Raw genomic sequence first — 22,619 nt, forward strand, 5'->3', positions numbered from 1 at the left:
AAGCAGTGCAATTATAATAAAGCACAGCAGGTTAACTGAGATAATGTAACTTAATAGCAGAGAGCAGCGCAATTCTATCTGCAGGACGTACGTTGCCGCCAAGAGGGTTAGAGGGGCTAGGCACACGACCAGCCAATCGCCGGGGCGAAAGAAGCGTTTCCTAGCCAGACTGATATTTACGGCTGTGGGTCCGTTGTTGGTTTGGACCACATCAAAGAACACCATACGGCCCTGTAGAGAGCCGTCATGAGTACCCTTGTTGCTTACATCACCCTCCATAAACATAACGCTATGAGGGGAGTCAGCCGCTTTAATAATGCCGACTCGCAAGGTCTGATCGTGCGAGGTTATTTGACCGAGGAATGAAGCCATATTTTCTGAGAACCTTAGGGCCAGGGAGCTTTATGCTCTAACAGGGCCATTCTACTGCGTGATTTAGTATGAGCAAGCGGCTTTTATAGTTTCAGTGCTTGCTGACTTGAACAACGCGCCAGTTGGTGTTATTTTCAAAGACAAATCAAGAGTGATGAATAGGCCTCTGGTCCATTAAGTCATCCAGCAACCGACCGCCGTTCCCAACAATCTAAGGGTGCGGCTGAACGGTGCTTACCAGATGGTGCGCTGATACTACTAAGTATCAAAGTGCCGGCCCGGGGCGTAAGCACCGGGCTAAAGGATTGGCCCTTAAGTCGGATCTCGGCATAGGGAAACCTCTTCCTACTACACTAAATAACTGTGTCTCTTTTGACCGTGTCACTTTTGGCCGTGTCACTTTGGACCCTGTCGCTTTTGGACGTTTCATGCGTGATACTGAGCGTGTTTCTACCATTGAATTGAATCTAGAGAAGCTAGTTCTTCCAGCCATTAGTGCGTCACTGCTAGCGGTGCGGCAACGGAGATCTATCGGCATCGTTGAGTGTTCCCAATCTGAAGAGATCGAGCGCTTTGTGCAGGCACGCGAAGCCTTGCCATCAAAGTTTATAGTTTGTCTTACACCTCTTTCGGTGCAGGCTTATCGGGGAACGAATACAAGGTTGTTTCTTACAGAGGATAGCATGGGAGGTTTCGGATTGCTGGGGCCAGAGATCTCGTCAATCTTTAGCTATCCTGGCAAGAGGTATGGGGATCTCTTGCTTGAAGAGGCAAAGGCTAGAGGCGGAAGCTCCTTATGCTGCTATGATCTGAACGGAGCTCTGCCGCGCTTCTATGCGCGGCACGGCTTTCGTGAGGTCGCACGGCATGCCTGGAAGGAGGAGCTTGCAGCACCGTCTTGGAACTATGTAGTATGGGGAACCCCAGATTTTGTAGAGATGTCGCTATGAGCTATACGGTTATTAATCCGCACCCCTCCATTCCAATTATTGCAAACGTTCCGCACAGCTCAAGCTTCATACCAGCGCAGATTCGAGAGCAGTTTATTATCTCTGATCAGGCTCTGATTGAGGAGCAACGTCTGCTCGTTGATTGGTTTACCGACCAACTGTATGCCCCGATAGTAGAGCGTGGTGGTTGTATAGTACGGCACGATGTTAGTCGATTCGTTCTCGATCCGGAGCGCTTTGAAGATGACGCACAGGAGAGTATGGCAGCGCGTGGCATGGGGGTGCTCTATACGCACGGCTGTAGTCGTCAAAAAATACGCCGAGAGCTGCGCCCTGAGGAGCGCGAGGCATTACTAGAGCAGTTCTATCGTCCGTATCACACCGAACTTATCACATTGGTCAATCAAACCATTGCACGCTTCGGGCATTGTTTCGTATTTGATTGTCACTCCTACCCCGCCTCCCCACTGCCGTATGAGATAGACGGCGAGGCACTGCGCCCAGATCTTGTTTTAGGCACAGATACGCATCATACCCCGCAGCACATCGTGCACGGTATTAAAGAGATCGTTCTGGAGGCAGGATACTCATTCGGATTAGATCGGCCGTTCTCTGGAACATATGTGCCCCTGCCGCTCTATCGTGATAAGCGCGTAACGGCCTTTATGTTAGAGGTAAACCGCAGTACCTATATGAATGAGGCCACAACTGAGCGCAGCGCAAACTTTGATTGCATGCTTGGATGCATCCGGCGTATCGTTGATAAGGTTATTCAGCCTGCGATATAAATAAAAGCAATGAGTCTTACGCTAAGTACAAAGATTATATTTATGGGGGTGTGTGGCTCAGGCAAGACCACCCTGGCGGAGCGCACCGCACAGCACCTTAATGGTGCTCCCATTATCGAAGCCGACACATGTCATCCAACGGCCAATAGGGAGAAGATGAGGGCAGGGGTGCCACTAACCGACGAAGACCGCTGGCCTTGGCTCGATGCTCTTAACCTGGCGATGCGCGAGTCTACTGCGCCCTTCGTTGTGGTAACCTGCTCAGCGTTACGTCGTGTTTATCGTGACAGAGTTGCGCAAGGATTACAGGGAGGGATGCTATTTTTTTTACTCGATGCACCAAGAGAGGTTCTTGCAAAGCGCTTAGCCGCTCGTAAGCACGAGTATATGCCGCCCACACTGCTTGAAAGTCAGCTTGCTACCTTAGAACGTCCTGATTCCGATGAATGTGCTCATATAATCTCGGTTGCAGGTAGTGAGGAAGCTTCATTTCAGGAGATCGTAAATGTGCTTGATAAACTGCGCCGTATAGATAATCAGGAGAGGTCGTGAAATTTAGAGATTACTACGAGGTCTTGGGTGTAGAGCGTTCAGCATCAGCCGACGATGTGCAGAAGGCCTATCGCAAGCTGGCGCGTAAATACCATCCAGATATAAATAAAAGCAAAGGTGCAGAAGATCGCTTTAAGGAGATTAACGAGGCCAATGAACTTTAGTGACTTTTTCTCTGCGATGTTCGGTGAAAGGGCCTCTCAGTTCGGCCAGGGGGCGCAATTCGGAACGAGCTTTGGAGGGGGAGAAGGTCGAGCTGGAGGGGCATCTCGCGCCGCACCACCGCAGGAGGCGTTACTTGAGGTCTCTATTGAGGAGGCCTTTAATGGAGCAACGCGCTCGATTCAACTTCGCGGCGCTAGCGGTAAGATCAGATCATTAAACGTAAAGATCCCCGCTGGAACGATAGATAGTAGTGTAATTAGGTTACCTGGAAAAGGGGGCGAGGCGGACCTTTTTCTGCGTATAAAACATGCCGCCAGCCCACGCTATTCCTCATCAGCAAGCGATCTTATAGTGCGCCTTCCGATCTCCCCCTGGGAGGCCGTACTCGGCGCAAAGGTAGATCTTGTTCTACCTGATGGAACAATAAAGCTCTCTATCCCTGCGGGATCTCAGACCGGTGCTAAGTTACGGTTACGGGGGCGGGGATTTTCGCTCAAGAAAGGGGCAAAAGGTGACGTTATTGTGGAGATAAGGATAGTTATTCCAACTACGTTGTCTGAGGAAGAGCGCGAGATCTTCGAGAAGTTAGCCACTACGTCGCGCTTTAATCCGAGGGGTGTCGCATAAAGTGCTCGAATAATCGCCTGGCGATGATTATCCTTATCCTAAGTAGTTGTAACTGGTCACCGTAGTTTAATGTCGCGATTCAAGCTACTCAGATTACGGCGAAGTTTCATAGGTAATTCGATTGGTCGTCCCCTGATCGGGGACGGCAGATTTTGTGACCAGTTAATGTTTTCACCCCCGATTTGCGGAGCAAATCGGCCCCTTAGGGGCTATTGAGTGTCATTACCGTATGCGAATATTTCTGGAATATGCTGACTAGTTACTAGTAGTTAATCTTAGCTGACGGGGAAGGGATGGATCTGCAACGCTTTACTCAAAAATCTCAAGAGGCCCTACAGGCTGCGCAGTCAAGCGCCATACGACGTGGAAACACTGAGGTCGATATAGAGCACCTCGTCGTAGCCTTGCTAGAGCAGCAGGGCGGACTAATTCCGCGCCTCTTTGAAAAGATGGATATTCCACTAGAGCCATTCGTGGCTGCGATCGAAAAAGAGATCGAGAAGCGCCCAAGTGTTTCAGGCCCCGGGATTGAACCAGGCAAGGTCTTCCTTACGCAGCGGCTCGGGCAATCCTTTGTTAAGGCTGAGGAGGAGGCCAAGCGCCTTAAAGATGAATATGTCTCCACAGAGCATCTGATGCTCGCCACTATCGAGGGCGATACAAAAACTTCATTCGGAAAGATCTGTACAAAATTTGGACTGACTCGCGATAGATTACTTGCTGCACTCAACGTAGTGCGTGGCAATCAACGGGTTCAGAGCGCAAATCCTGAGGCGACCTACGAGGCTCTCGATCGTTACGGCCGTGACCTTGTGCAGGAAGCCCGTAAGGGCAAGCTTGATCCAGTAATCGGGCGGGATGATGAGATCCGACGTGTTATTCGGATATTATCCCGCAAGACAAAGAACAATCCGGTTTTGATTGGTGAGCCGGGCGTCGGTAAAACAGCTATAGTTGAAGGGCTGGCACAGCGCATCGTGCGGGGCGATGTTCCTGATGGGTTAAAAGATAAGAGCATCTTTTCGCTTGATATGGGGGCACTGATCGCAGGAGCTAAGTATCGTGGTGAATTTGAAGAACGGCTGAAGGCTGTACTGCAGGAGGTTAAAAAGTCCGATGGCCGCGTTATCCTCTTCGTTGATGAGCTGCATACGATAGTGGGCGCAGGTAAGAGCGAAGGGTCGATGGACGCAGGCAATATGCTTAAGCCGATGCTTGCGCGTGGAGAGCTGCACTGTATCGGCGCAACTACGCTCGATGAGTACAGGCAGCACCTTGAGAAGGATGCTGCGCTTGAGCGACGCTTTCAACCGGTAATGGTAGATCAACCGAACGTTGAAGATACGATCTCAATTCTGCGTGGTATCAAAGAGCGCTTTGAGGTGCACCATGGGGTGCGAATTCAGGATAATGCACTCGTTGCGGCTGCAACCCTGTCGGATCGTTATATCTCCGATCGATTTTTGCCAGATAAGGCCATAGATCTAATGGACGAGGCGTGTGCAACGATTCGCACCGAGATCGACTCAATGCCGGCAGAGCTTGATCAGATCACCCGTCGTATTATGCAGCTTGAGATCGAAGAAGCCGCGCTTAAAAAAGAGGCCGACCGAGCAAGTCAGGAGCGACTTAAGGCGCTCGTTGATGAGCTAAGTGAGGCCCGTATTCATGCCGATGCTATGCGTTCACAGTGGCAGAGGGAGAAGGGCGCTATTCACAAGTTGCAGGCGCTGCGTGGGCAGATAGAGCAGCTACGGCGTGATATCGAGATAGCTGAACGTCAATACGACCTCAATAAAGCAGCGGAGCTTAAGCATGGAAAGTTGCCGCAGCTTGAAAAGCAGTTAGAGGGGGAGGAGTCGACCATTAGTAAGGATAGTGCTCGTCGACTGCTGCGTGAAGAGGTTACTGATGGTGAGATAGCAGAGATCGTCGCGCGCTGGACCGGTATTCCAGTGACCCGATTGATTGAGGGTGAAAAGACCAAACTGCTTAAGCTAGATCAGATACTTCATGACCGTGTTATCGGACAGGAGGAGGCCGTACGGTTCGTAGCCGACGCCGTTATTCGTGCACGAGCTGGTATCAAGGACCCTAGACGTCCGATCGGATCATTTATCTTTCTAGGTCCAACCGGCGTAGGAAAGACCGAGTTGGCCAAGAGCCTGGCGGAGGTACTCTTTGATAGCGAGCAGAGCCTGATTCGCGTCGATATGAGTGAATATATGGAGAAGTTCGCGGTTACGCGGCTGATCGGAGCGCCTCCCGGCTATATCGGCTATGAGGAGGGCGGGCAGCTGACGGAAGCTGTGCGTCGCAAACCGTACTGCGTTATCCTGTTCGATGAGATCGAGAAGGCCCATGCGGATGTATTTAACGTGCTGCTGCAGATCCTTGATGATGGTCGTGTTACGGATTCACAGGGAAGAACGGTCGATTTTAAGAATACGGTTATTATCATGACCTCTAATATCGGCTCGCACTACCTGCTTGAGGGGATTTCAGGCGAGGCTGAAATTAGTGAGTCTGCGCGCTCCTCAGTAATGCGCGATCTACGTGGGCACTTTAGACCTGAATTCCTAAACCGCGTTGATGAGATCGTGCTCTTTAAACCTCTTTCACTGAGCGAGATTACGGTGATCGTAGGGCTGCTTATAGCTGATGTAACTAAGCGCTTAGCGGAGCGTAATATAAAGCTTGAGGTCTCTCAGGACGCCAAGGAGTTTATCGCTAACTCCGGATACGATCCGGTCTACGGCGCGCGCCCCCTTAAACGCTACATTCAACGCGAGCTTGAAACTCGTATCGGTAGAGCGATTATTAGCGATGAGCTACCACCCGGCTCCACCTTGCAGGTTGGAGTTCAGGATGGGGTGCTCTCTATTAAAGCGGGGTAGTTACCAACATCCGCAAAATTATCCATCACGCGATGCTTGGTAAGGTGCTCTAGGCGCTCAACGAACTGCTCCTTAGAGAGCGAGATCTGCTCCTTAACACAGTACCTTCTTAGGGTAACGGAGCCCTCCTCAACCTCCTTATTGCCAACGATAAGGATATTCGGAACTTTTCTGGTAATACCGTTTCGAATCTTCTTATTGAAGGAATCGCTGGCGAGATCTACCTCGCTACGAAAGCCCCTCTGGACAAGAGCGCTGCTAAAGGCAGTAGCGTAATCTTGGCACCCCTCATTAACAGGGATAATAACGGCTTGCAGCGGAGCCAGCCAGGTTGGGAACGCGCCACCAAAATGCTCAATCAGTATAGCAAAGAAACGCTCCATCGAACCGCACAGGGCGCGGTGAATCATATATGGGCGCACCTTCGTTCCATCGGCATCCGTGTATGAGAGGTCAAAACGCTCAGGAAGATTAAAGTCGAACTGAATGGTGCTTAGTTGCCACTCACGATCGAGCATATCTTTAACGCAGATATCGATCTTCGGTCCGTAGAAGGCGCCGTCCCCCTCCTTTAGCGAGAAGGGCAATCCGCTGCGCTCTAACGCCTGCTTAAGGGCATCCTCAGCAGCATCCCAGTGCTCCTCCGCGCCAACTCGTTCTGCGGGACGGGTGCTTAAATAAAGGTGGAAGTCCTTTAGTCCGAAGTCTCGCAGCAGATTGACACTAAACGCTAGGACCTTATCGATCTCTTGCGGCATCTGGTCCTTGCGGCAGAATAGATGCGCATCGTCCTGCGTAAAGCCCCGTACTCGAGTTAAGCCTGAGAGCGTTCCGCTGCGCTCAAATCGGTAGACGGTACCCCACTCAGCGAAGCGCTTTGGCAGATCGCGGTAGGACTTGGGCACGGCGTCAAAGATCTTACAGTGGAAGGGGCAGTTCATGGGCTTTAGGTAGTACTCCTGGCCCTCGACGTCGATTGGCGCAAACATACCGTCCTTATAGAAGGAGAGGTGACCACTTGTTTCCCACAGGGTTGCGCGACCGATATGCGGTGAATATACGAACTCGTAGCCACCCTCAAGGTGCATCTTGCGGCAGTGCTCTTCGATCAGGTAACGAATGATTCCACCCCGCGGGTGCCAAAGGATCAGACCAGAACCAACCCCCTCGTGATCTATGCTAAAAAGGTCGAGCTCCTTTCCAAGCTTTCTGTGCTCGCGCTCGCGCGCAAGCTCGCGCTTTCCAACGTAGCTCTTAAGATCATCCTTGTTCTTAAATGCTAAACAGTAAACACGTGTGAGCTGTTTGTTCTTCTCATCTCCACGCCAGTAAGCTCCAGCGAGCGAATCGATCATGAAACAATCTGGCGGGATCTCGCCGGTGTGATTGAGGTGTGGACCTGCGCACATATCTTCGAACGGTCCGTTAGTATAGAAGCCGATCTCCGATTCACCCCGCTCTCCGAGCTCCAGACAGTACTCTACCTTATAGCCCTCATCACGACCCTTTAAGTATTCAACTGCTTGAGCTACAGAGCGCTTTGAGGCAACGAAGGGCTGCCGCCGTCCGATTATCTTACGCATTGATTTTTCGATGGTTTTGAAATCTTCCGGAGTAAGGGGCACATCGAAGTCAAAATCGTAGTAGCATCCGGTATCGATCGGGGGACCGAAGGCGAGCTTAGAATTGGGCCTAATCTCAAGTACAGCTTGAGCTAGAACGTGCGCCAGGGAGTGGCGGATAGAGTAGAGGGGGTCGTTGCTTGCTTCCATCGTATTAGCCACCAATATAATAGTAATTATTTACCCGGCCAGCTCCGTGTGCGTTAGCCCCTATCAAGGGGCGAGTTTGCAGAGCAAACTGGGGTGAAAACAATAACTATTCACCCCTAAAATGAGCGTCCCCGATCAGGGGACGTCAAGAAAGATGGGGCTTAAAGACCGATCGCAAGATCGAATCCTTTTAACTCCCGACAAGTTTATACTGGGGTGAATAGTTACCAGATAAGACCATAACTTAGCAGAATAACCGTTGCAATATAAGGTATTTGTGGCCTGCTGATATCAGTAAAGGTGCCCCACAGCCACAAAAGCCCTAATCCTTTCTAAGAAATTAACCGACTATACTCGTATAGGGATAAAAAAGGGCGGGGTAGCTATATGTCGGAACAAAAGGAAGCCGGGGGCGATAAGCCTACAGAAGCGAAGCCAAAGAGTAAGAACAAGCTGATTTTTATCGGGCTTGGGGTACTTTCACTCATAGCGGGAGCCGGGGTGCCGATGTTTCTCTCAGGTGGAGAGGTATCCGATGAGGCCGTTGTCGAGGAGGAGCTTGAGGAGGTCAAACGACTTGAGAACTTCGATCTCGGCATCTTTGTCGTAAACCTATCTGAAACGTCATCATTTCTAAAGACGCATGTCATTATTGAATACGACGCTGCCCTACTAGATAAGCAGACCATGATGGTTGAAGGTGGTGAGGGTGGAGGCTCCGCTCACGGAGGTGGTGCAGCAGGTGGAGAGGCCGCGGGTGGGGCAGGAGTTCCAGCACATCTCTCAAAGAAGGAGACGATACTTCGCCACACTATTATCAGGATCCTATCATCCAAGCGGGTTGATGAGATGCTCACCCAGGATGGAAAGGATCGCCTTGGAGAGGAGCTCATTGAAGGTCTAAATGAAGCTATTGCGCTTGAGCGACCCGCTGTAACCCAGGTGTTTTTTACCGAATTTATTATTCAATGACGGAGTAGGCGCGTGCGATTGCTCGAATACGGTGCGCTAGCCCTAATCCTTTCGCTGACAGGCATGGAGCCGCTCCAAAAACCGTCCGTGTGCGCAACAACTATTGAGTTTGTGTCTTACGATGTGCGGGGCAGGAACGCAGATGAGCTGCGGGCCTCGATGCTAGAGCGGGGCCCGATCGATGAACGGGGGGTGAGACGCTTCGCTGCTACGGAATGGGATGTGCATTGGGACTGGAGGCGCAACTCAGATGGCAGCGTGGCTCCTAAGAGTGTTGCGGTGCGGTGCAGTGCAAAGGTCACCCTTCCACGCCTCGCCGCAGATGTAGAGCTTACTGCGGAGCTGCTAGCGGCTTGGGAGGCATATCAGGAGCGGCTCACAACGCATGAGCTTAATCACCTAAAGCATCTGCGAACGGTAGCCCCCTCGATAGCCGAGCGTATCAATCTCTGGGGGCACAGGCACGGCGCTATAACAGTTCAAAAGGCAAACGACATTGCACAGAGGGTTCTGCTAGAGGTAAAGGAGCTAGATCGCAACTACGATGCGCAGACCGCACATGGTCGCTCTGAAGGGTTATGGAGCGTTACAGACTAAGTAGCTGCTGGCGTAAAGAATCGTAGCAATTATCGAGAGAGATCTTTTAAAGATCATTGGAAGATCATTGGTACGGGGTCACTCCTTGTTATGCTTAATGGCCGTGACCCCGTACCAATGCCCTTATGCCCTCCCTGACAGTATCTACGATGATCTGTTTTCTGCGGGATTTTTGGGTCTATTGAATGCAGCACGCGAGTTCAATATAGATGTGTGTCAAATTTCTTTCATATGGTTTGGGGGCAGGGTTCTACTGAGAGTCCGCTTACTCTCGAACAGGTTAACTTCATTATGGCGCATAGGGTTATTCAAGCTCCGCGTTATACAGACTCTAGAGCCTGTAACACAGGCTCTTAGGCTGCTTTTTTCTTCTTTTCCTGTGAAATGAAGGAGATTTCGATCCCGAGCGCATGAAGCACCGTTAATAAATTTGACACTGTGGGATTGCCTCGCTCAGAAAACATTCTGTACATACTTTGGCGATTGAGGTTTGTTACTTTAGCAATAGTGCCAATCCCACCATGGGCTTCGGCAACACTTTTAAGAGCAATTAGGAATCCCTCTAACGAACCTTCTCTTACAGCAGCAGAGAGATACTCAGCCGACATGTCGGGGTTTTGAAGCTGCTTTTTCAGAAAGCTGTCATAGTTTCTGGATTTTATGCGTCTTTTCTGTTTAGCCATTTGAAAACTCCTTCCAATACAATTTTGCTTTTTCAATATCCTTCTTTTGAGAAGACTTGTCCCCTGCTAACAATAGGAGAATCACTTCTGATCCGATTACACCAAAATAAATTCGGTAACCGGATCCAAAATGCAATCGAAGCTCAAACACGCCATTACCAACACTCTTACAATCACCAAAGTTTCCGACCTTCAGGCGGTCTATTCTGGTGAAGACCTTTGCCACTAAGGTTTTATCCCGAATATTTACAACCCATTCCTCAAATGGTGCTTTACCATTCGGCCTGATGTATGTTTTTAGCCGTCTAAATTTCGGTTCCACTTTTCGAGTGTCGCCTGAAAGCGACAATGTGTCAAGAGAGATTATACACCTTTGTGGCTTGGTGATTATTGTATGTGTGGTGAAGGGGCAGTGCCTCAGGAATTCCAGAAAGCTCTCTATTACTTCAATCGTTCGTATGGCTCCTACCCCTTGGAAAAACTACTCGCAAGGAGTAAAGATTCAACAGAAGAGATTCCAAAAAATACCAGATTTGCTATTTATGGAGGGCGGTATGAGAAAGTTACTTTGTTATGGAGACTCGAATACTTGGGGGCACGACATTGCACAGGGGGTTCTGCTAGAGGTAAAGGAGCTAGATCGCAACTACGATGCGCAGACCGCACATGGTCGCTCTGAAGGGTTATGGAGCGTTACAGACTAAGTAGCTGCTGGCGTAAAGAATCATAGCAATTATCGAGAGAGATCTTATACCCCTTAGCGCTGAGCGCACCTTGTAGCTGCTGCGGAATCTGCGGCGCAGATCCGATTGCACTCTCTACCACGGAGGAAAACTTAGCTGGATGAGCTGTTGCAAGCACGATTGCAGGCACTGAGGAGCACGCCTCGTTACCCTCCCGATATAGCTCCAGTGCGCGCAGTCCGACCGCGGTGTGTGGGTCGAGAACGTAGCCCGACTCACTATAGCAGCGCGTCATGCATTCTAAGGTCTCAGCATCTGAGATACTGAAGCCCGACATAATACCTGGTAGATCAAGGGCCTGCTGCTTACACAACGAAGCGATACGGGAGAAGTTGCTGGGGTTTCCAACATCCATAGCGTTTGAGAGCGTTTCACGGGAGGGCTGCGGAGAGAGCTCCCCACTTTGCTCTCTATTTTGTAAGTAGTGCGGAAATGCGGCGTTAGCGTTACAGGCTGCGATTAGCTGAGAAACTGGGAGCCCGATTATGCTTGCAAGGAGCCCGCCCGTAATATTGCCGAGGTTGCCGCTCGGTATGGAAAAGATCGGAGCCGCACTGTGTGAGTGGCGGCGTGAGAGCTGCAGCCCCGCATATATATAGTAAAACATCTGTGGCAGGAGGCGTGCGATATTGATTGAATTGGCTGAAGTAAGTGGGGTCTGTTTCGTCAAAGTATTATCTGCCAGGGCCTGTTTAACCAAGCGCTGGCAATCGTCAAAGGTTCCATCTACCTCAAAGGCAGATACATTTTTGCCGAGGGTTGTCATCTGTTTTTCTTGAACAACGCTTACCTTGCCCTTTGGAAAGAGGATCGCAACCTTAATGCGGGGGTTCGGAGAGTAATCAAGGAAGGCGTTTGCAACCGCGCTACCTGTATCGCCAGAGGTCGCTACAAGTACCGTTAGCGGCGCACCCTCAGCGCCCAAGAAGTAGCGAAAGAGGTGCGACATAAAGCGCGCCCCGAAGTCCTTAAAGGCGCACGTTGGCCCATGAAAGAGCTCAAGGATAAAGGTGGATGGTGCGATCTCACGCATGGGCAGGTCAAAGGTAAAGGCTGCGCTAGAGATCTGTTTTAGTAAATCTACTGGAACCTCATCCTTAAGAAAGAGTGCTGAGATCTCAGAGGCGAGCTCAGGAAATGTCAGGGTTGCTAGGTGGGCACGCCGACCCTCTGAGAGGGTCGGCAGGGTTGTGGGAAGAAAAAGCCCCCCATCCGGCGCCAGCCCCCGTAGTACGGCATCTCGCCAGCTCGTAGTGCTCGTTTGATTAAGGGTGCTATGGAGCGTCATGCCGTTATGCCCTCGCTAGAACCTGTGCGCCTTCCTGATTAACCCGAGAGATATGTAGGGTGCTGGAAAGGTCGAGTTTGTTGAGTACCTGAGTCATTGCAGCGCCGATTGATTGCGCCTTTTCGCCTGAATCACTAAGCGCGAATATTGAGGGCCCGGAGCCTGAGATCGAGCAACCGCTAGCCCCCGCCAGAAGTGCGGCTTCCTTAGCCTCAAAGAACCCTGGGATTAATTGAGCACGTTCCGGCTCTACTATGCGGTCCTCGAGCGCACGACCCATCAGAGCTACATCGTTTCGGTAGATTCCGGCAACTAACGCTGCAACGTTACCCCACTGCGCAACTGCAAGATCCATCGAGACGGTGCGTTTAAGCACCTTACGGGCATCCTGAGTGCGTAGCTCAAGGTGCGGCGAGATAACCGATACCCAGAGCTTTGTCGGGGCGGGCAGCGCTATTATATCTAGCGGAGTGTAGCTGCGAATAAGAACGAATCCACCCAGTAGCGAGGGCGCTACATTATCCGCATGCGCCGCTCCGCAGGCTACCTGCTCCCCCTGCATAGCAAACGGTATCAGCTCCATCCTAGAGAGCGGAGCACCAAGCAGCTCGTTCGCCGCTACAACTGCGGCGACCGTACTGGCGGAGCTTGAGCCTAGACCGCTACCGATCGGAAGCCCCTTTTCTATAGTAAGCTCAAGGCCGATCTCTCCGTAACTTTTTGGATCGCGGTGTGTTAGGTGCTCAAGGAGCGCGGCAGCCGAAACTCCAGCGGTGTTTCTCGCGGTATCAAGGGGGAGGCGACCGCCATCCCCCGTAATGGAAACGATCCTAACCCCCCTAAACCCTAGAGTAGCGCTGATACGAGCTTCGACGATGTCTCCGGGAGCGTCGAGCGCAAAACCGAGCACATCGAACGCTGATCCGACATTGGCCACAGTTGCTGGAGCGAAGACCCGTACTGAGTTCATCTTGCGAGGTTACCTTTCTCGCGCCTCATCGCGCTATCCGAATAATATCGGCAAAGACACCAGCGGCGGTTACCTCGGCACCTGCGCCGGGCCCCTTTACCACTAAGGGTTGCTTAGAGTATCTGCGAGTTGAAAAGGCAACCAGATTATCTGCGCCCTGCAGGGCACAGAATGGGTGATCAAGCGCCACTGCGCGCATTCCGATCTCAGCATAGCCCGTTTCACAGTCGATACGAGCACCAAAGAAGAGCCGTTGCCTCTGGTTCTTTGCCTCGTTTAATTGCTGCTCAAAGTGATGATCTAAGGTTGGGAGTTTCTCCATAAACTCATCTGGCGACCAATTCATAGCCTCTTCCGGCAAGATTGAATTTATTCTGATCTGTTCGAGCTCAAGTGGAATTCCAGCAACACGGGCGAGGATCAGCACCTTACGAGCGACATCCAGGCCGGAGAGGTCGTCGCGTGGATCTGGTTCCGTGTATCCTAGCTCTTTAGCCTCCTTTACGGCGGCGCTAAAGGGGATGCCGTTCGACATCGAGTTAAAGATAAAGCTTAATGTTCCGGAAAGTACGGCCTCAATTGAGCGCACCGTGTCACCGCTGCGTACCAGATCGTTTAATGTGCTTAATACTGGAAGTGCGGCTCCAACACAGGTCTCGTGCAGAAACGGAACGCGGCGCTTTAGGGCCGCTTCACGCAACGTTGAATAGAGCGAGAGTGAGCCCGAGATACCCCGTTTATTAGGGGTTACAACTGCGATACTTTTTTCAAAGAGCTGTGGATAGAGCTTCGGGACCTCCTCGCTTGCAGTGCAGTCAACGAAGATACTGTTCGGAAGATTATTCGAGATGGCGTGCTTGAGAAACTGCGCGGCATCGTACGCAGGTTGCGTGTCGAGTAACTCGGTGCTGATCGGCAAAGGTGTTAGCGCATCCTGAGAGAGCGCCATGCGGCGGCTGTTTGCGATGCCGCGCAGTTGCAGATCAATTCCGAGCGAACTGAGGAGAACCTCGCGTTGAGATGCGATCTGCTGTAGCAGGGTGGAGCCGATTAATCCGGTTCCAACGACCCACAGGTTAATAGTCTTTGAATGGCTCAGGAAGAACTCGTCGTGCAGGGCATTAAGGCTCTTGGCCTCATCTCTATCTGAGATTACGGCTGAGATATTAAGCTCTGAAGAGCCCTGTGCAACTGCAACAACGTTTATGCCGTTTGCACCCAGGGCTGAAAACACCCGGCCACACATTCCGGGGGAGCTACGCATACTCTCGCCCACGACCGATACGATGGCGAGGTTCTCTTCAACATGCAGTGGGGCGATTAAGCCAGCGTTTATCTCAAGACCGAACTCCTCCTCGACGGCGAGGCGTGCGCCGGTAATGCCAGCAGGGTCTATCGCGCAGCAGATCGTGTGCTCAGAGGATGCCTGAGTAATTAAGATAACGTTGGTGTGCTGCGTAGCCAGCGCTCGAAAGAGTCGCATCGCTGTTCCAGTTACCCCCACCAAACCGCTACCCTCTAGCCGAATAAGGGCGATGGCGTTGATAGAGGAGATGCCTGTAATAGCAAAGGGGTGATCAACGGCTCGTTTAACGATGCGAGTTCCCTGACTAGCTGGATTAAAGGTGTTCTTAATCACTATCGGAATATTGGCCGTGATCGCTGGTTGCATTGTTGGTGGATAGATCACCTTGGCCCCGAAGTGACACAGCTCCATGGCCTCTTCAAAGGTAACCTCAGGGATCGGAAAGGCCTTAGGGACCTTACGCGGATCGGCAGTTAACATGCCGTCCACGTCGGTCCAGATCTCTATCTCTGATACCTTAAGCGCTGCGCCAAAGATTGAAGCCGAAAGATCTGAGCCGCCCCGACCAAGCGTTGTAGTTTGACCTGAGCCCTTCGTAGCGCCGATAAATCCCGTTACGATCTGAAGCTTCGAATGCTCTGCGAAGTAGCTTGTAATGGCGTTGTCGGTAGCAGCACGATCGGGGCGCGCGTTGCCAAAGAGATCGTTTGTAACGATCACTTGACGAGCATCGAGCATCTCGGCTGCATGGCCCTGCGCAATAAAGGCTGCACTAACGATAAAAGCGGAGAGCCGCTCTCCAAAGCTCATAATGTGATCGAGGGTGCGTGGGCTGCACTCTCCTACAAGTTCCGCCCCGTGCAGAAGATCCGAGAGCTCATTGATCAGAACTTTAACCGATGCCAGGGCGCCACTACGTGTTGTGGCAGGTAGGAGCTCGTGTAGCGCCTCAAGGTGGCGCTTCTCAATATCGCGGAGTCCTGCAATGTATGACTCGTGTGCTACAGCGCTACGTGCCAGAGCGATTAGGGTATCAGTCACTCCCTGAAATGCAGAGACGACAACGGCTAGCACCTCGCCCTCTTGATAACGAGCCGGATCGCTCACGATCTCAATTAGGCTTACTATGCGACTCGGTGAGCCAACGGAGGAGCCGCCAAATTTAAGGATCTTTTTAAGGGGCATTAGAGAACTCTTTCAACGTGTTACCCAAATTTAGATGAACCGAGTGCTAGGAAGGGAGCGCACGAAAAACGGTGACAGATTCCTTGTAACTATCTGAATAGTAGAGCTATTTAGCCGGATAGAACCGTGTCAGTAGTTACCGCTAACCTATTAAAACATAAGGAGATATTCAACAGCTCGCAAGTGAACACCCCCTTTTTTGGCGTGCCATAATGAATAACTGAAGCAAAATGGCCTTTTGTCACGATCGTTATGCAACAGATCGAATTAGTACCGCTATAACATCTTCATGAAGGGTTAGAATTGGGGGACTTTCCCCTACCTTTGATTATCTTGAAGATCTTCCGTAACTTTGACCTATATGGTGGCTGATAACCGGACCGAACATAAACACGATCAACAGGCGCATAATTCTGCGGTGGCCGATGATCTGCTCTGGACTACTAAGCTGAGCACGCCCTCGCAGGCGTTGAACAGTCGCAGCTTGCCATCGCTTAAGTCCCGGATCGCTACGATACTCGAAGAGCGTTTTGAAAAGTTCTACTCGGCGCTTAAAGCGCAGGATAAGTTGGGAAGCTTAGAGCGGGTAGGGACTTTAATTAATCTCGAGCAATCCGCGCGCGCCGAGCGTCAAGTTCCGCCCAAAGAGAGTATATTGGCTGGGGCTGCGCTTGTTAAGGGTGCTTTTGATGCGGGCCTCTCTGAAGCGCAGAGACTTTCACCGACAATGTCACCAGCAACAGCTGTGATTGAATCACAGAATAATCAGGCTCGCTCGGCTACTCCGCAGCCGAGTGCACGCAGGGATATTCAGCAACAGGCGAGTCGCAGCGCAGAGGTGGCGCAGCATTCCTGGGTTGTTTTTGCTTCGCAACTGATAGGCGCTAATCTAAAGAGACTTGGACTGGAGCCCTCAGAGATCGATGATATTCGCTTGCAGCTAGTTCGTGAGGGAGCAGCTTCGTACGAGGAGTTAAAGAGATTAACCCGTCTACCTGATTCCCTTGATCCAGCTACGGAGGCCAAGATTTTAGAGGATATTAGGGTGATGATGCTCGGTTACTTCGCACATACCTTGCAGGAACGGATCATGGAGGACATTGAAAACGGGGTAGGGGTGACTACAGCACTTGCTATTCCTGGCAGTATCGCCAATCGACTCTTAGGTATTCCAGAGATTGATATTGAACCGAGTAAACTGGTTGAAATGGCCAACGCAAATTAGAAAAGAGAGAGTAGCTATGTTTTTAGTAAAGGATCGCTACGACGAGGTTTTTCAGATTGAGCTGGATGGCTGGTGCTTCGGCATTACGAATTATCCCGGCGAACTCTCGCCTAGTATTATCCATCGCATCGTGCGCGAATTAGCCGCCTCTTTACAGGCTGCGATTGAGCACAACGTAGCCTTTAATATCCTTGAGATCTCAGAGAAGATCTCAATAGCAACACGTGGGCGCGTGCATACAAAGGAGATAGCACTTGCGATGATTGCGCAACTTCCGAATCCAGCGATTTTGCAAGAGGAGCAACAGTGCGTCTTAGGTGTAATCATCGACACGGTCGATCGGGAATATACAGGAGCGCTTGAGAGCTTCTATAGGCGCTGGAATCTTGGCGTTAAGGACGCAGCGTAAGGCTCATAACGACTCCCGTACAGAGCGGCAAAGCTTGTAAGCCGAGCACGAAAACTTAATGGCCGTGACCCCTTACAAATGATTACTCAGACTTGTCTGCGTCCAGTGGTTTTTATTGTTATGCTGCTTTTGTTGTTACGACCCGATAGTCATAACCAAGAGCAACTAAAATATTGAATAAGATATCAAAAGTTACTTGTGCTGTGCCAATTCCTGATTCAATTTGAGCCACTCTTGCTTGGCTAATCGCCAGCTTTTTTGCTAAAGCAGCCTGGGATAGTTTTTTAGCTTTACGTATCTTTAGAATCATAGCTATTAACTTTTGCTTCTCACGAACTTCAGTAATATTAGAGCCAAGCGATTCAGCTAACTCTTCAATTGTCATTTCTTTCCAAGCCATATCAAACCTCCTTTAGTCTCTTAAGAATTAAATCAATTTCTCTAGATGGAATGCCCTGCGTTTTCTTTCTAAATGCATGGACTAAGTATATAGCCTCGCCTCTCTTGAGATAATATATGATCCGAACCTGCCCGGCCCTATCTCGAAAACGTAATTCATGAAGGCCAGGTCTAATGCTCGAAAGATTACGGCTAAGTGGCATTTCAAGCTTTAGGCCACTTCCCAATAATGCAATCGCATCAACGATCTCCAAACGAGTCTGCTCAGGCAAAGCTAGAACAAACATTTCTATAGGACTCCGCCCGCCTGTGGTTAAATAGTACTTAACTTTCATCTTATGTAATTATAAGCTATCGCTTATAATAAGGCAAGGCTTATAATGTTTTTACCCCCACCGCATTGCAGCGCAAGCAGCTTGCGCTGCTGGACGGGCTCACCAAATCGGCCCCTGAGGGGCTATTGAGTGTCATTACTGTAGACGAATATTTCTGGAATATGCTGACTAGTTACTAAAAAACTTCATAACGACTCCCGTACATGGCGGCAAAGTTTGTAAGCCGAGAACGAATAGAATCTAGTCCGGTTTGCTGCGCAAAGTACAAGACTCCACCCCGAAACGGTGGAAAACCGATCCCCATAACGGTGCCTAGATCAATCTGCTTTATTGCGGCCTCACGCTCGCTGCCAGCAACGCCCTCATTTAGGCACTTCATGGCCTCATTAACTAGGTGGTAGATCAGACGCTCGGTAATCTCTTGCTTAGATAGTGGCGTTTGCGGCTTGCTTGGCAGATTAAGGGCCGCTGCAAGACCGCCCCATACTGAGCTACTTTTCCCCTGATAATCACAGAAGCCCGCATTGGTCTTGCGTCCCTTGCGCCCAAGCGCTTGAAGCCTCTCTGCAAAGTCCGGTACCGCCATGCGTTCACCGTAGCCAGCGACCATAACCTTAGAGACGTGTGCGGCAACGTCTAGGCCAACCTCATCAAGTAGGCGAATTGGACCCATCGGCATACCGAAATCAAGCGCTGCGCCATCGATAGCCTCAATTGAATGCCCCTCCTGTAACAGAAAGACAGCCTCGTTTAGATACGGAATCAGGATTCGATTGATTAAAAATCCCGGAACGTCCCGCACTACTATCGGAAATTTACCCATCTCGGTTGCTATGGCCGCCACCTTTGCGATGGTCGTATCGTTTGTATGCTCCCCCCTGATAATCTCGACAAGGGGCATCTTTTCAACCGGATTAAAGAAGTGCATCCCCACAAAGCGCTCAGGGTGCGAAATGGCGCGCGCCATCTCAGAGACCGATAGTGAGGAGGTATTAGACGCCAGTATACAGTCGGATGGCACACGGTTAGCGATATCCTGAAAGATCTTCTTCTTAAGATTAATATCCTCAAAGACCGCTTCGATCACAACACTACTACGCTCAAAGGAGCTGCTTTGAAACTGCAGCCAGTCGATACGATTTGCGATCGCAGCCCGTTCAAATGAGGAGAGATAGCGCAGCTTTCCGAGCTCTTTAGTCAGGTGATCCTTGCCACGTTTTAGGGCGCTATCGCTGGTATCCTTAACGATCACCTGATGCGAGTTTCTTGCAAGGGCTCCGGCTATGCCGGCACCCATCGTGCCCGCTCCTATAACCATGAAATGTTGCCCTTCAATCTCTTTGCGAGCGCTCTTGCCGAGACCCTTTGCAGCTTCGGTCAGAAAAAATAGGTGCACGAGCGCTTTGCTTTGCTGTGTAGTGATTAGCTCACCCAACTCGCGCGCTTCAACCTGTAGGGCCTCGTGGCGATTTTGGGCTAGCCCAGCTACTGTTACGTTTAGCGCCCGTATCGGCGCGGGATAAAACCCCTTAGTTTGTTTTAGAAGCGCCGTGCGCGCTCTATTTCTTACAAGTGCGCGACCGAGAAGATTTGAGGAGAGAATCCGATCAATCAGCGCTAGTTTTCGTCGGCGGGGGGGATTCTTGCCGCGTGCAATCTCTTCGGCACGTGATAGGAGTGTGGCGGATGAAACGATCTCATCAACTAGGGAAGCTTTAAAGGCCTGGGAGGCTTTAAGGGTCTTTCCAGCGAGGATAATATCGAGCGCCTTCGGTAGTCCAACAACGCGTGGGAGTCGATAGGTTCCTCCAAAGCCGGGCAGAATACCGAGCTTAGTTTCAGGTAATCCGATCACGCTCGATTTAGCATCGGTCATGATGCGGTAGGTACAGGCGAGCACCATCTCGCACCCGCCACCGACACACGGGCCACTGATCGCAGCGACGGTGGTACACCTGAGATCTTCTAGCAGGTCGTAGGCTGCCTGACCTTCAGCGGCAAGTGCTGCGCCGTGTGTTGGGTCGGTGATGCTCTGAATAAGGGAGATATCCGCTCCGACACAGAAGGATTCTAGGGATGGAGCGAAAATAACGAGCCCCGTTGCCTTAGAGTCCTTTACCTCATTAAGTGCAGCAATGAAGGACTGCAGCCTAGCAGGGGTTAGGGTGATGGCACGCTCATCAGTATTGCCAAGGGAGAGGAGCGCAATGGCGTTATCGCTTGAAAAGGTTAGGGAGACGGTTCCGGTCATAGGTAGCTAGCTCGATGGCGCTGAAGAGATTATCCTATTCAGCTTAGTAAGTCCGAATGATATCAGGTGATTGCAAGCCCTGTCGACATAGATTTAAGGGGGCGGTATTATAGGCGGATGGCAGTAAACATGGCAGCAAATCAAGACACTATCCAGACCCCTCGCTGGCAGCAACTACTTGAGTCGTTCGGAGGAACTCCCTTCGTCGTTCAAATCGTTGAACGCGCGGCCGAGGTAGTTATGGAGATTTATAATCGCCCCTATATACAGCAGCAGCAGAAGGGGGACGGTTCCCCGGTATCAGAGGCGGACCTCGCCGCTGCGGACCTGATAGAGCGCGAGTTAAAGCAAACCGGAATTCCGGTTGTGTGTGAAGAGAGCATCACGGCGGAACACCAACACCTTGCACAGGAGCTATTCTGGCTGGTTGATCCGTTAGATGGAACCAAGGAGTTTCTCGCCAAAAATGGAGAGTTCACCATTAACGTAGCGCTAGTTGCCAAGGGTGTTGCAGTTCTTGGTGTGATCGGTATTCCAGTAACGGGGGAGATCTATCTGGCGGTAAAGGGTGGGGGTGCTCAACGTATCTATCAGGGAAGCTCTGCTGTAATCTCTAATCAGCGCACCACAGGAAATCTAATCGCAGCGGTAAGTCGTTCGCATGGCTCCGATGCTGGCGAGAGCTGGCTGCGTGACTACGGTGTAAGTGAGAAGATACGGTGTGGTTCGGCTATTAAGTTCTGCCGCGTAGCGGAGGGTAGCGCCGATATCTATCTTCGTTTCGGGCGTACCATGGAGTGGGATACCGCTGCTGGCCAGTGTATCCTTGAGGAGTCTGGGTGTAAGGTGCTTAACGCCGATAACGGAGAGCGGCTAGAGTACGGCAAGAGCGGCTTCGCTAACCCCAACTTTATAGCCTGCCGAGCAGATCTTAAGCTTCCGAATGTGGGGCAGAATGATCGTGTTGGAAACTTATAAAATAGCTCTATAGGTGTCTTAAAGTGCTGCTTTGAGCTACACTTTCCCCGAGGGGCAGCCCGTACACGGTTAAGTATAAGGTGTGAACACGATGAACAAACGACGGGCGTTAGTAGTCTTAGCACTGGCTATAGTAGTTGCAGTTAGTATCGGCCTATGGCGCTCTGCACAGCCTATTAAAGGCAACGTACTCGTTCTTATGCTCGATACCCTACGAGCTGATCACCTGGGAGCTTACGGCTATCAACGCGCGACTAGCCCCAATATAGATCACTTCGCTCAGGAAAACGTACGGTTCTCCTACACCGTTACGGCGGCGCCATGGACTCCACCCTCGGTTGCTTCGATGTTCACCGGGGTTTACCCGGCAACACATGGCTGGATGCCCCCGAATATACGTCCAGATGTTAAGGAGGCTGCTATAAAGCTAGAAGACAAGCTAGTCACCCTGGCTGAGATCTTTCAAGCGAATGGGTATTCAACTGTAGCTGTTTCCTCCAATCCGTGGATCTCAGAAGACTTCGGTTATCAGCAGGGGTTCGAGACCTTTATCTACAGGGAGAGCCCACAAGCCGAGAAGATCGTAAAGATCGGAGAGGCCCAGATCGATCGGCTTCTAAAAGAGGATAAGCCGTTCTTTATGTACCTACACTTCATCGATCCGCACGATCCCTATACGCCGCCAGATCGGTACAAGAGCGCCTTTACCGATGCAGTTCCGGGCAAGCACTATTCACCTAGGGAGCTTAAATACATTAATCACTACGACGGCGAGATTAAATATATGGACGCGCAGATTGGGCGTCTTTTTTCCTACCTTAAGGAGCAGGGGCTCTACGACGACCTTACCATTATCCTGGTAGCTGATCACGGCGAGCAGTTTATGGAGCATGGACAGCATGGTCACGGGCACCAACTCTTTAACGAAGAGGTGCATGTTCCCCTGATTGTAAAGTCCCCCAAGGTACTAGGTGCTAGGGTAGTGAATATTACAACCAGTACCATCGATGTTTTTCCGACGGCGCTTGATGCAGCTGGTATCAAGGTGACCCAGGACATACCAGGGGTATCGCTTTTAAATGATACGGAGATTGAATCCCGACAAGGTGTATTTACAGAGATCCAAAAGGCTTTTAAGCAGAGAGCCTTTACTAC

At 50.9% G+C, this 22,619-nt stretch carries 21 protein-coding genes and 1 pseudogene; 12 read left to right on the forward strand and 10 right to left on the reverse strand.

The window, feature by feature from the left end:
• On the reverse strand, positions 1–372 hold a 372-nt coding region (locus NTV65_09700; GenBank protein ID MCX6115467.1), incomplete at its 3' end, for a hypothetical protein.
• A 428-nt stretch (positions 373–800) separates the two neighbouring features.
• Between NTV65_09700 and NTV65_09705 the strand changes: the two genes are divergently transcribed.
• The 5 genes and pseudogenes from NTV65_09705 (at position 801) to clpB (ending at position 6,351) form a co-directional block, all read left to right on the forward strand.
• On the forward strand, positions 801–1,322 hold the full coding sequence (locus NTV65_09705) for a hypothetical protein (GenBank protein ID MCX6115468.1): 522 nt from the start codon (positions 801–803) through the stop codon (positions 1,320–1,322).
• Positions 1,319–2,110, forward strand: a complete 792-nt coding sequence (locus NTV65_09710; GenBank protein ID MCX6115469.1) for an N-formylglutamate amidohydrolase — start codon at positions 1,319–1,321, stop codon at positions 2,108–2,110. The genes NTV65_09705 and NTV65_09710 overlap by 4 nt, the downstream gene beginning before the upstream one ends.
• A 9-nt stretch (positions 2,111–2,119) precedes the next feature.
• Positions 2,120–2,662 (forward strand): gluconokinase, encoded by a 543-nt coding sequence (locus tag NTV65_09715; GenBank protein MCX6115470.1) that lies wholly within the window; start codon positions 2,120–2,122, stop codon positions 2,660–2,662.
• Positions 2,659–3,454, forward strand: a pseudogene (locus NTV65_09720) (DnaJ domain-containing protein). The gene NTV65_09715 and the pseudogene NTV65_09720 overlap by 4 nt, the downstream one beginning before the upstream one ends.
• A 293-nt stretch (positions 3,455–3,747) precedes the next feature.
• On the forward strand, positions 3,748–6,351 hold the full coding sequence (gene clpB, locus NTV65_09725) for an ATP-dependent chaperone ClpB (GenBank protein ID MCX6115471.1): 2,604 nt from the start codon (positions 3,748–3,750) through the stop codon (positions 6,349–6,351).
• On the opposite strand, the gene thrS is transcribed toward clpB, so the two are convergent.
• On the reverse strand, positions 6,318–8,123 hold the full coding sequence (thrS, locus tag NTV65_09730) for a threonine--tRNA ligase (GenBank protein MCX6115472.1): 1,806 nt from the start codon (positions 8,121–8,123) through the stop codon (positions 6,318–6,320). The two genes, clpB and thrS, sit on opposite strands and share 34 nt — an antisense overlap.
• A 387-nt stretch (positions 8,124–8,510) precedes the next feature.
• Here thrS and NTV65_09735 point away from each other — a divergent pair, with 387 nt between their 5' ends.
• Positions 8,511–9,095 carry a flagellar basal body-associated FliL family protein gene (locus tag NTV65_09735; GenBank protein ID MCX6115473.1) on the forward strand — a complete coding sequence of 195 codons (585 nt, stop codon included), beginning with the start codon at positions 8,511–8,513 and terminating at the stop codon, positions 9,093–9,095.
• A gap of 12 nt (positions 9,096–9,107) precedes the next feature.
• Positions 9,108–9,692, forward strand: a complete 585-nt coding sequence (locus NTV65_09740; protein ID MCX6115474.1) for a DUF922 domain-containing protein — start codon at positions 9,108–9,110, stop codon at positions 9,690–9,692.
• 353 nt (positions 9,693–10,045) lie between these two features.
• On the opposite strand, the gene NTV65_09745 is transcribed toward NTV65_09740, so the two are convergent.
• Together NTV65_09745 and NTV65_09750 are read right to left on the reverse strand one after the other, a co-directional pair.
• Positions 10,046–10,375 carry a transcriptional regulator gene (locus NTV65_09745; GenBank protein ID MCX6115475.1) on the reverse strand — a complete coding sequence of 110 codons (330 nt, stop codon included), beginning with the start codon at positions 10,373–10,375 and terminating at the stop codon, positions 10,046–10,048.
• On the reverse strand, positions 10,368–10,697 hold the full coding sequence (locus tag NTV65_09750; GenBank protein ID MCX6115476.1) for a type II toxin-antitoxin system RelE/ParE family toxin: 330 nt from the start codon (positions 10,695–10,697) through the stop codon (positions 10,368–10,370). The genes NTV65_09745 and NTV65_09750 overlap by 8 nt, the downstream gene beginning before the upstream one ends.
• A gap of 232 nt (positions 10,698–10,929) precedes the next feature.
• Here NTV65_09750 and NTV65_09755 point away from each other — a divergent pair, with 232 nt between their 5' ends.
• Positions 10,930–11,079, forward strand: coding sequence for a hypothetical protein (locus NTV65_09755; protein ID MCX6115477.1), 150 nt, complete (start codon positions 10,930–10,932; stop codon positions 11,077–11,079).
• Here the strand turns inward: NTV65_09755 and thrC are convergent.
• The 3 genes from thrC to thrA are packed head-to-tail and all read right to left on the reverse strand — an operon-like array spanning position 11,069 to position 15,867.
• Positions 11,069–12,406, reverse strand: coding sequence for a threonine synthase (thrC, locus tag NTV65_09760; protein ID MCX6115478.1), 1,338 nt, complete (start codon positions 12,404–12,406; stop codon positions 11,069–11,071). The two genes, NTV65_09755 and thrC, sit on opposite strands and share 11 nt — an antisense overlap.
• Before the next feature lie 4 nt (positions 12,407–12,410).
• Complete coding sequence (locus NTV65_09765) at positions 12,411–13,376, reverse strand: homoserine kinase (GenBank protein MCX6115479.1); 966 nt, start codon at positions 13,374–13,376, stop codon at positions 12,411–12,413.
• A gap of 25 nt (positions 13,377–13,401) precedes the next feature.
• Positions 13,402–15,867 (reverse strand): bifunctional aspartate kinase/homoserine dehydrogenase I, encoded by a 2,466-nt coding sequence (gene thrA, locus NTV65_09770; GenBank protein MCX6115480.1) that lies wholly within the window; start codon positions 15,865–15,867, stop codon positions 13,402–13,404.
• Positions 15,868–16,228: 361 nt separating this feature from the next.
• On the opposite strand from thrA, the gene NTV65_09775 reads away from it, so the two are divergent.
• Both NTV65_09775 and NTV65_09780 read left to right on the forward strand, forming a co-directional pair.
• A complete protein-coding gene (locus tag NTV65_09775; protein MCX6115481.1) occupies positions 16,229–17,092 on the forward strand; it encodes a hypothetical protein in 864 nt (287 codons plus the stop codon).
• Positions 17,093–17,108: 16 nt separating this feature from the next.
• Entirely contained in the window at positions 17,109–17,501 is a 393-nt protein-coding gene (locus NTV65_09780) for a hypothetical protein (GenBank protein MCX6115482.1), read from the forward strand.
• Between the two features lie 118 nt (positions 17,502–17,619).
• Here NTV65_09780 and NTV65_09785 read toward each other — a convergent pair whose 3' ends face one another.
• The 3 genes from NTV65_09785 to NTV65_09795 form a co-directional block, all read right to left on the reverse strand.
• Positions 17,620–17,901 carry a helix-turn-helix domain-containing protein gene (locus NTV65_09785; GenBank protein ID MCX6115483.1) on the reverse strand — a complete coding sequence of 94 codons (282 nt, stop codon included), beginning with the start codon at positions 17,899–17,901 and terminating at the stop codon, positions 17,620–17,622.
• A gap of 1 nt (position 17,902) precedes the next feature.
• Positions 17,903–18,235, reverse strand: coding sequence for a type II toxin-antitoxin system RelE/ParE family toxin (locus NTV65_09790; GenBank protein ID MCX6115484.1), 333 nt, complete (start codon positions 18,233–18,235; stop codon positions 17,903–17,905).
• A gap of 175 nt (positions 18,236–18,410) precedes the next feature.
• A complete protein-coding gene (locus NTV65_09795; protein MCX6115485.1) occupies positions 18,411–20,486 on the reverse strand; it encodes a 3-hydroxyacyl-CoA dehydrogenase NAD-binding domain-containing protein in 2,076 nt (691 codons plus the stop codon).
• Between the two features lie 129 nt (positions 20,487–20,615).
• Between NTV65_09795 and cysQ the strand changes: the two genes are divergently transcribed.
• Both cysQ and NTV65_09805 read left to right on the forward strand, forming a co-directional pair.
• Positions 20,616–21,464, forward strand: coding sequence for a 3'(2'),5'-bisphosphate nucleotidase CysQ (cysQ, locus tag NTV65_09800; protein MCX6115486.1), 849 nt, complete (start codon positions 20,616–20,618; stop codon positions 21,462–21,464).
• Positions 21,465–21,555: 91 nt separating this feature from the next.
• The coding region (locus tag NTV65_09805; GenBank protein ID MCX6115487.1) for a sulfatase at positions 21,556–22,619 on the forward strand (1,064 nt) is incomplete at its 3' end.

This window comes from Pseudomonadota bacterium, from assembly GCA_026390555.1.
GTDB lineage: Bacteria > Bdellovibrionota_C > UBA2361 > UBA2361 > OMII01 > OMII01.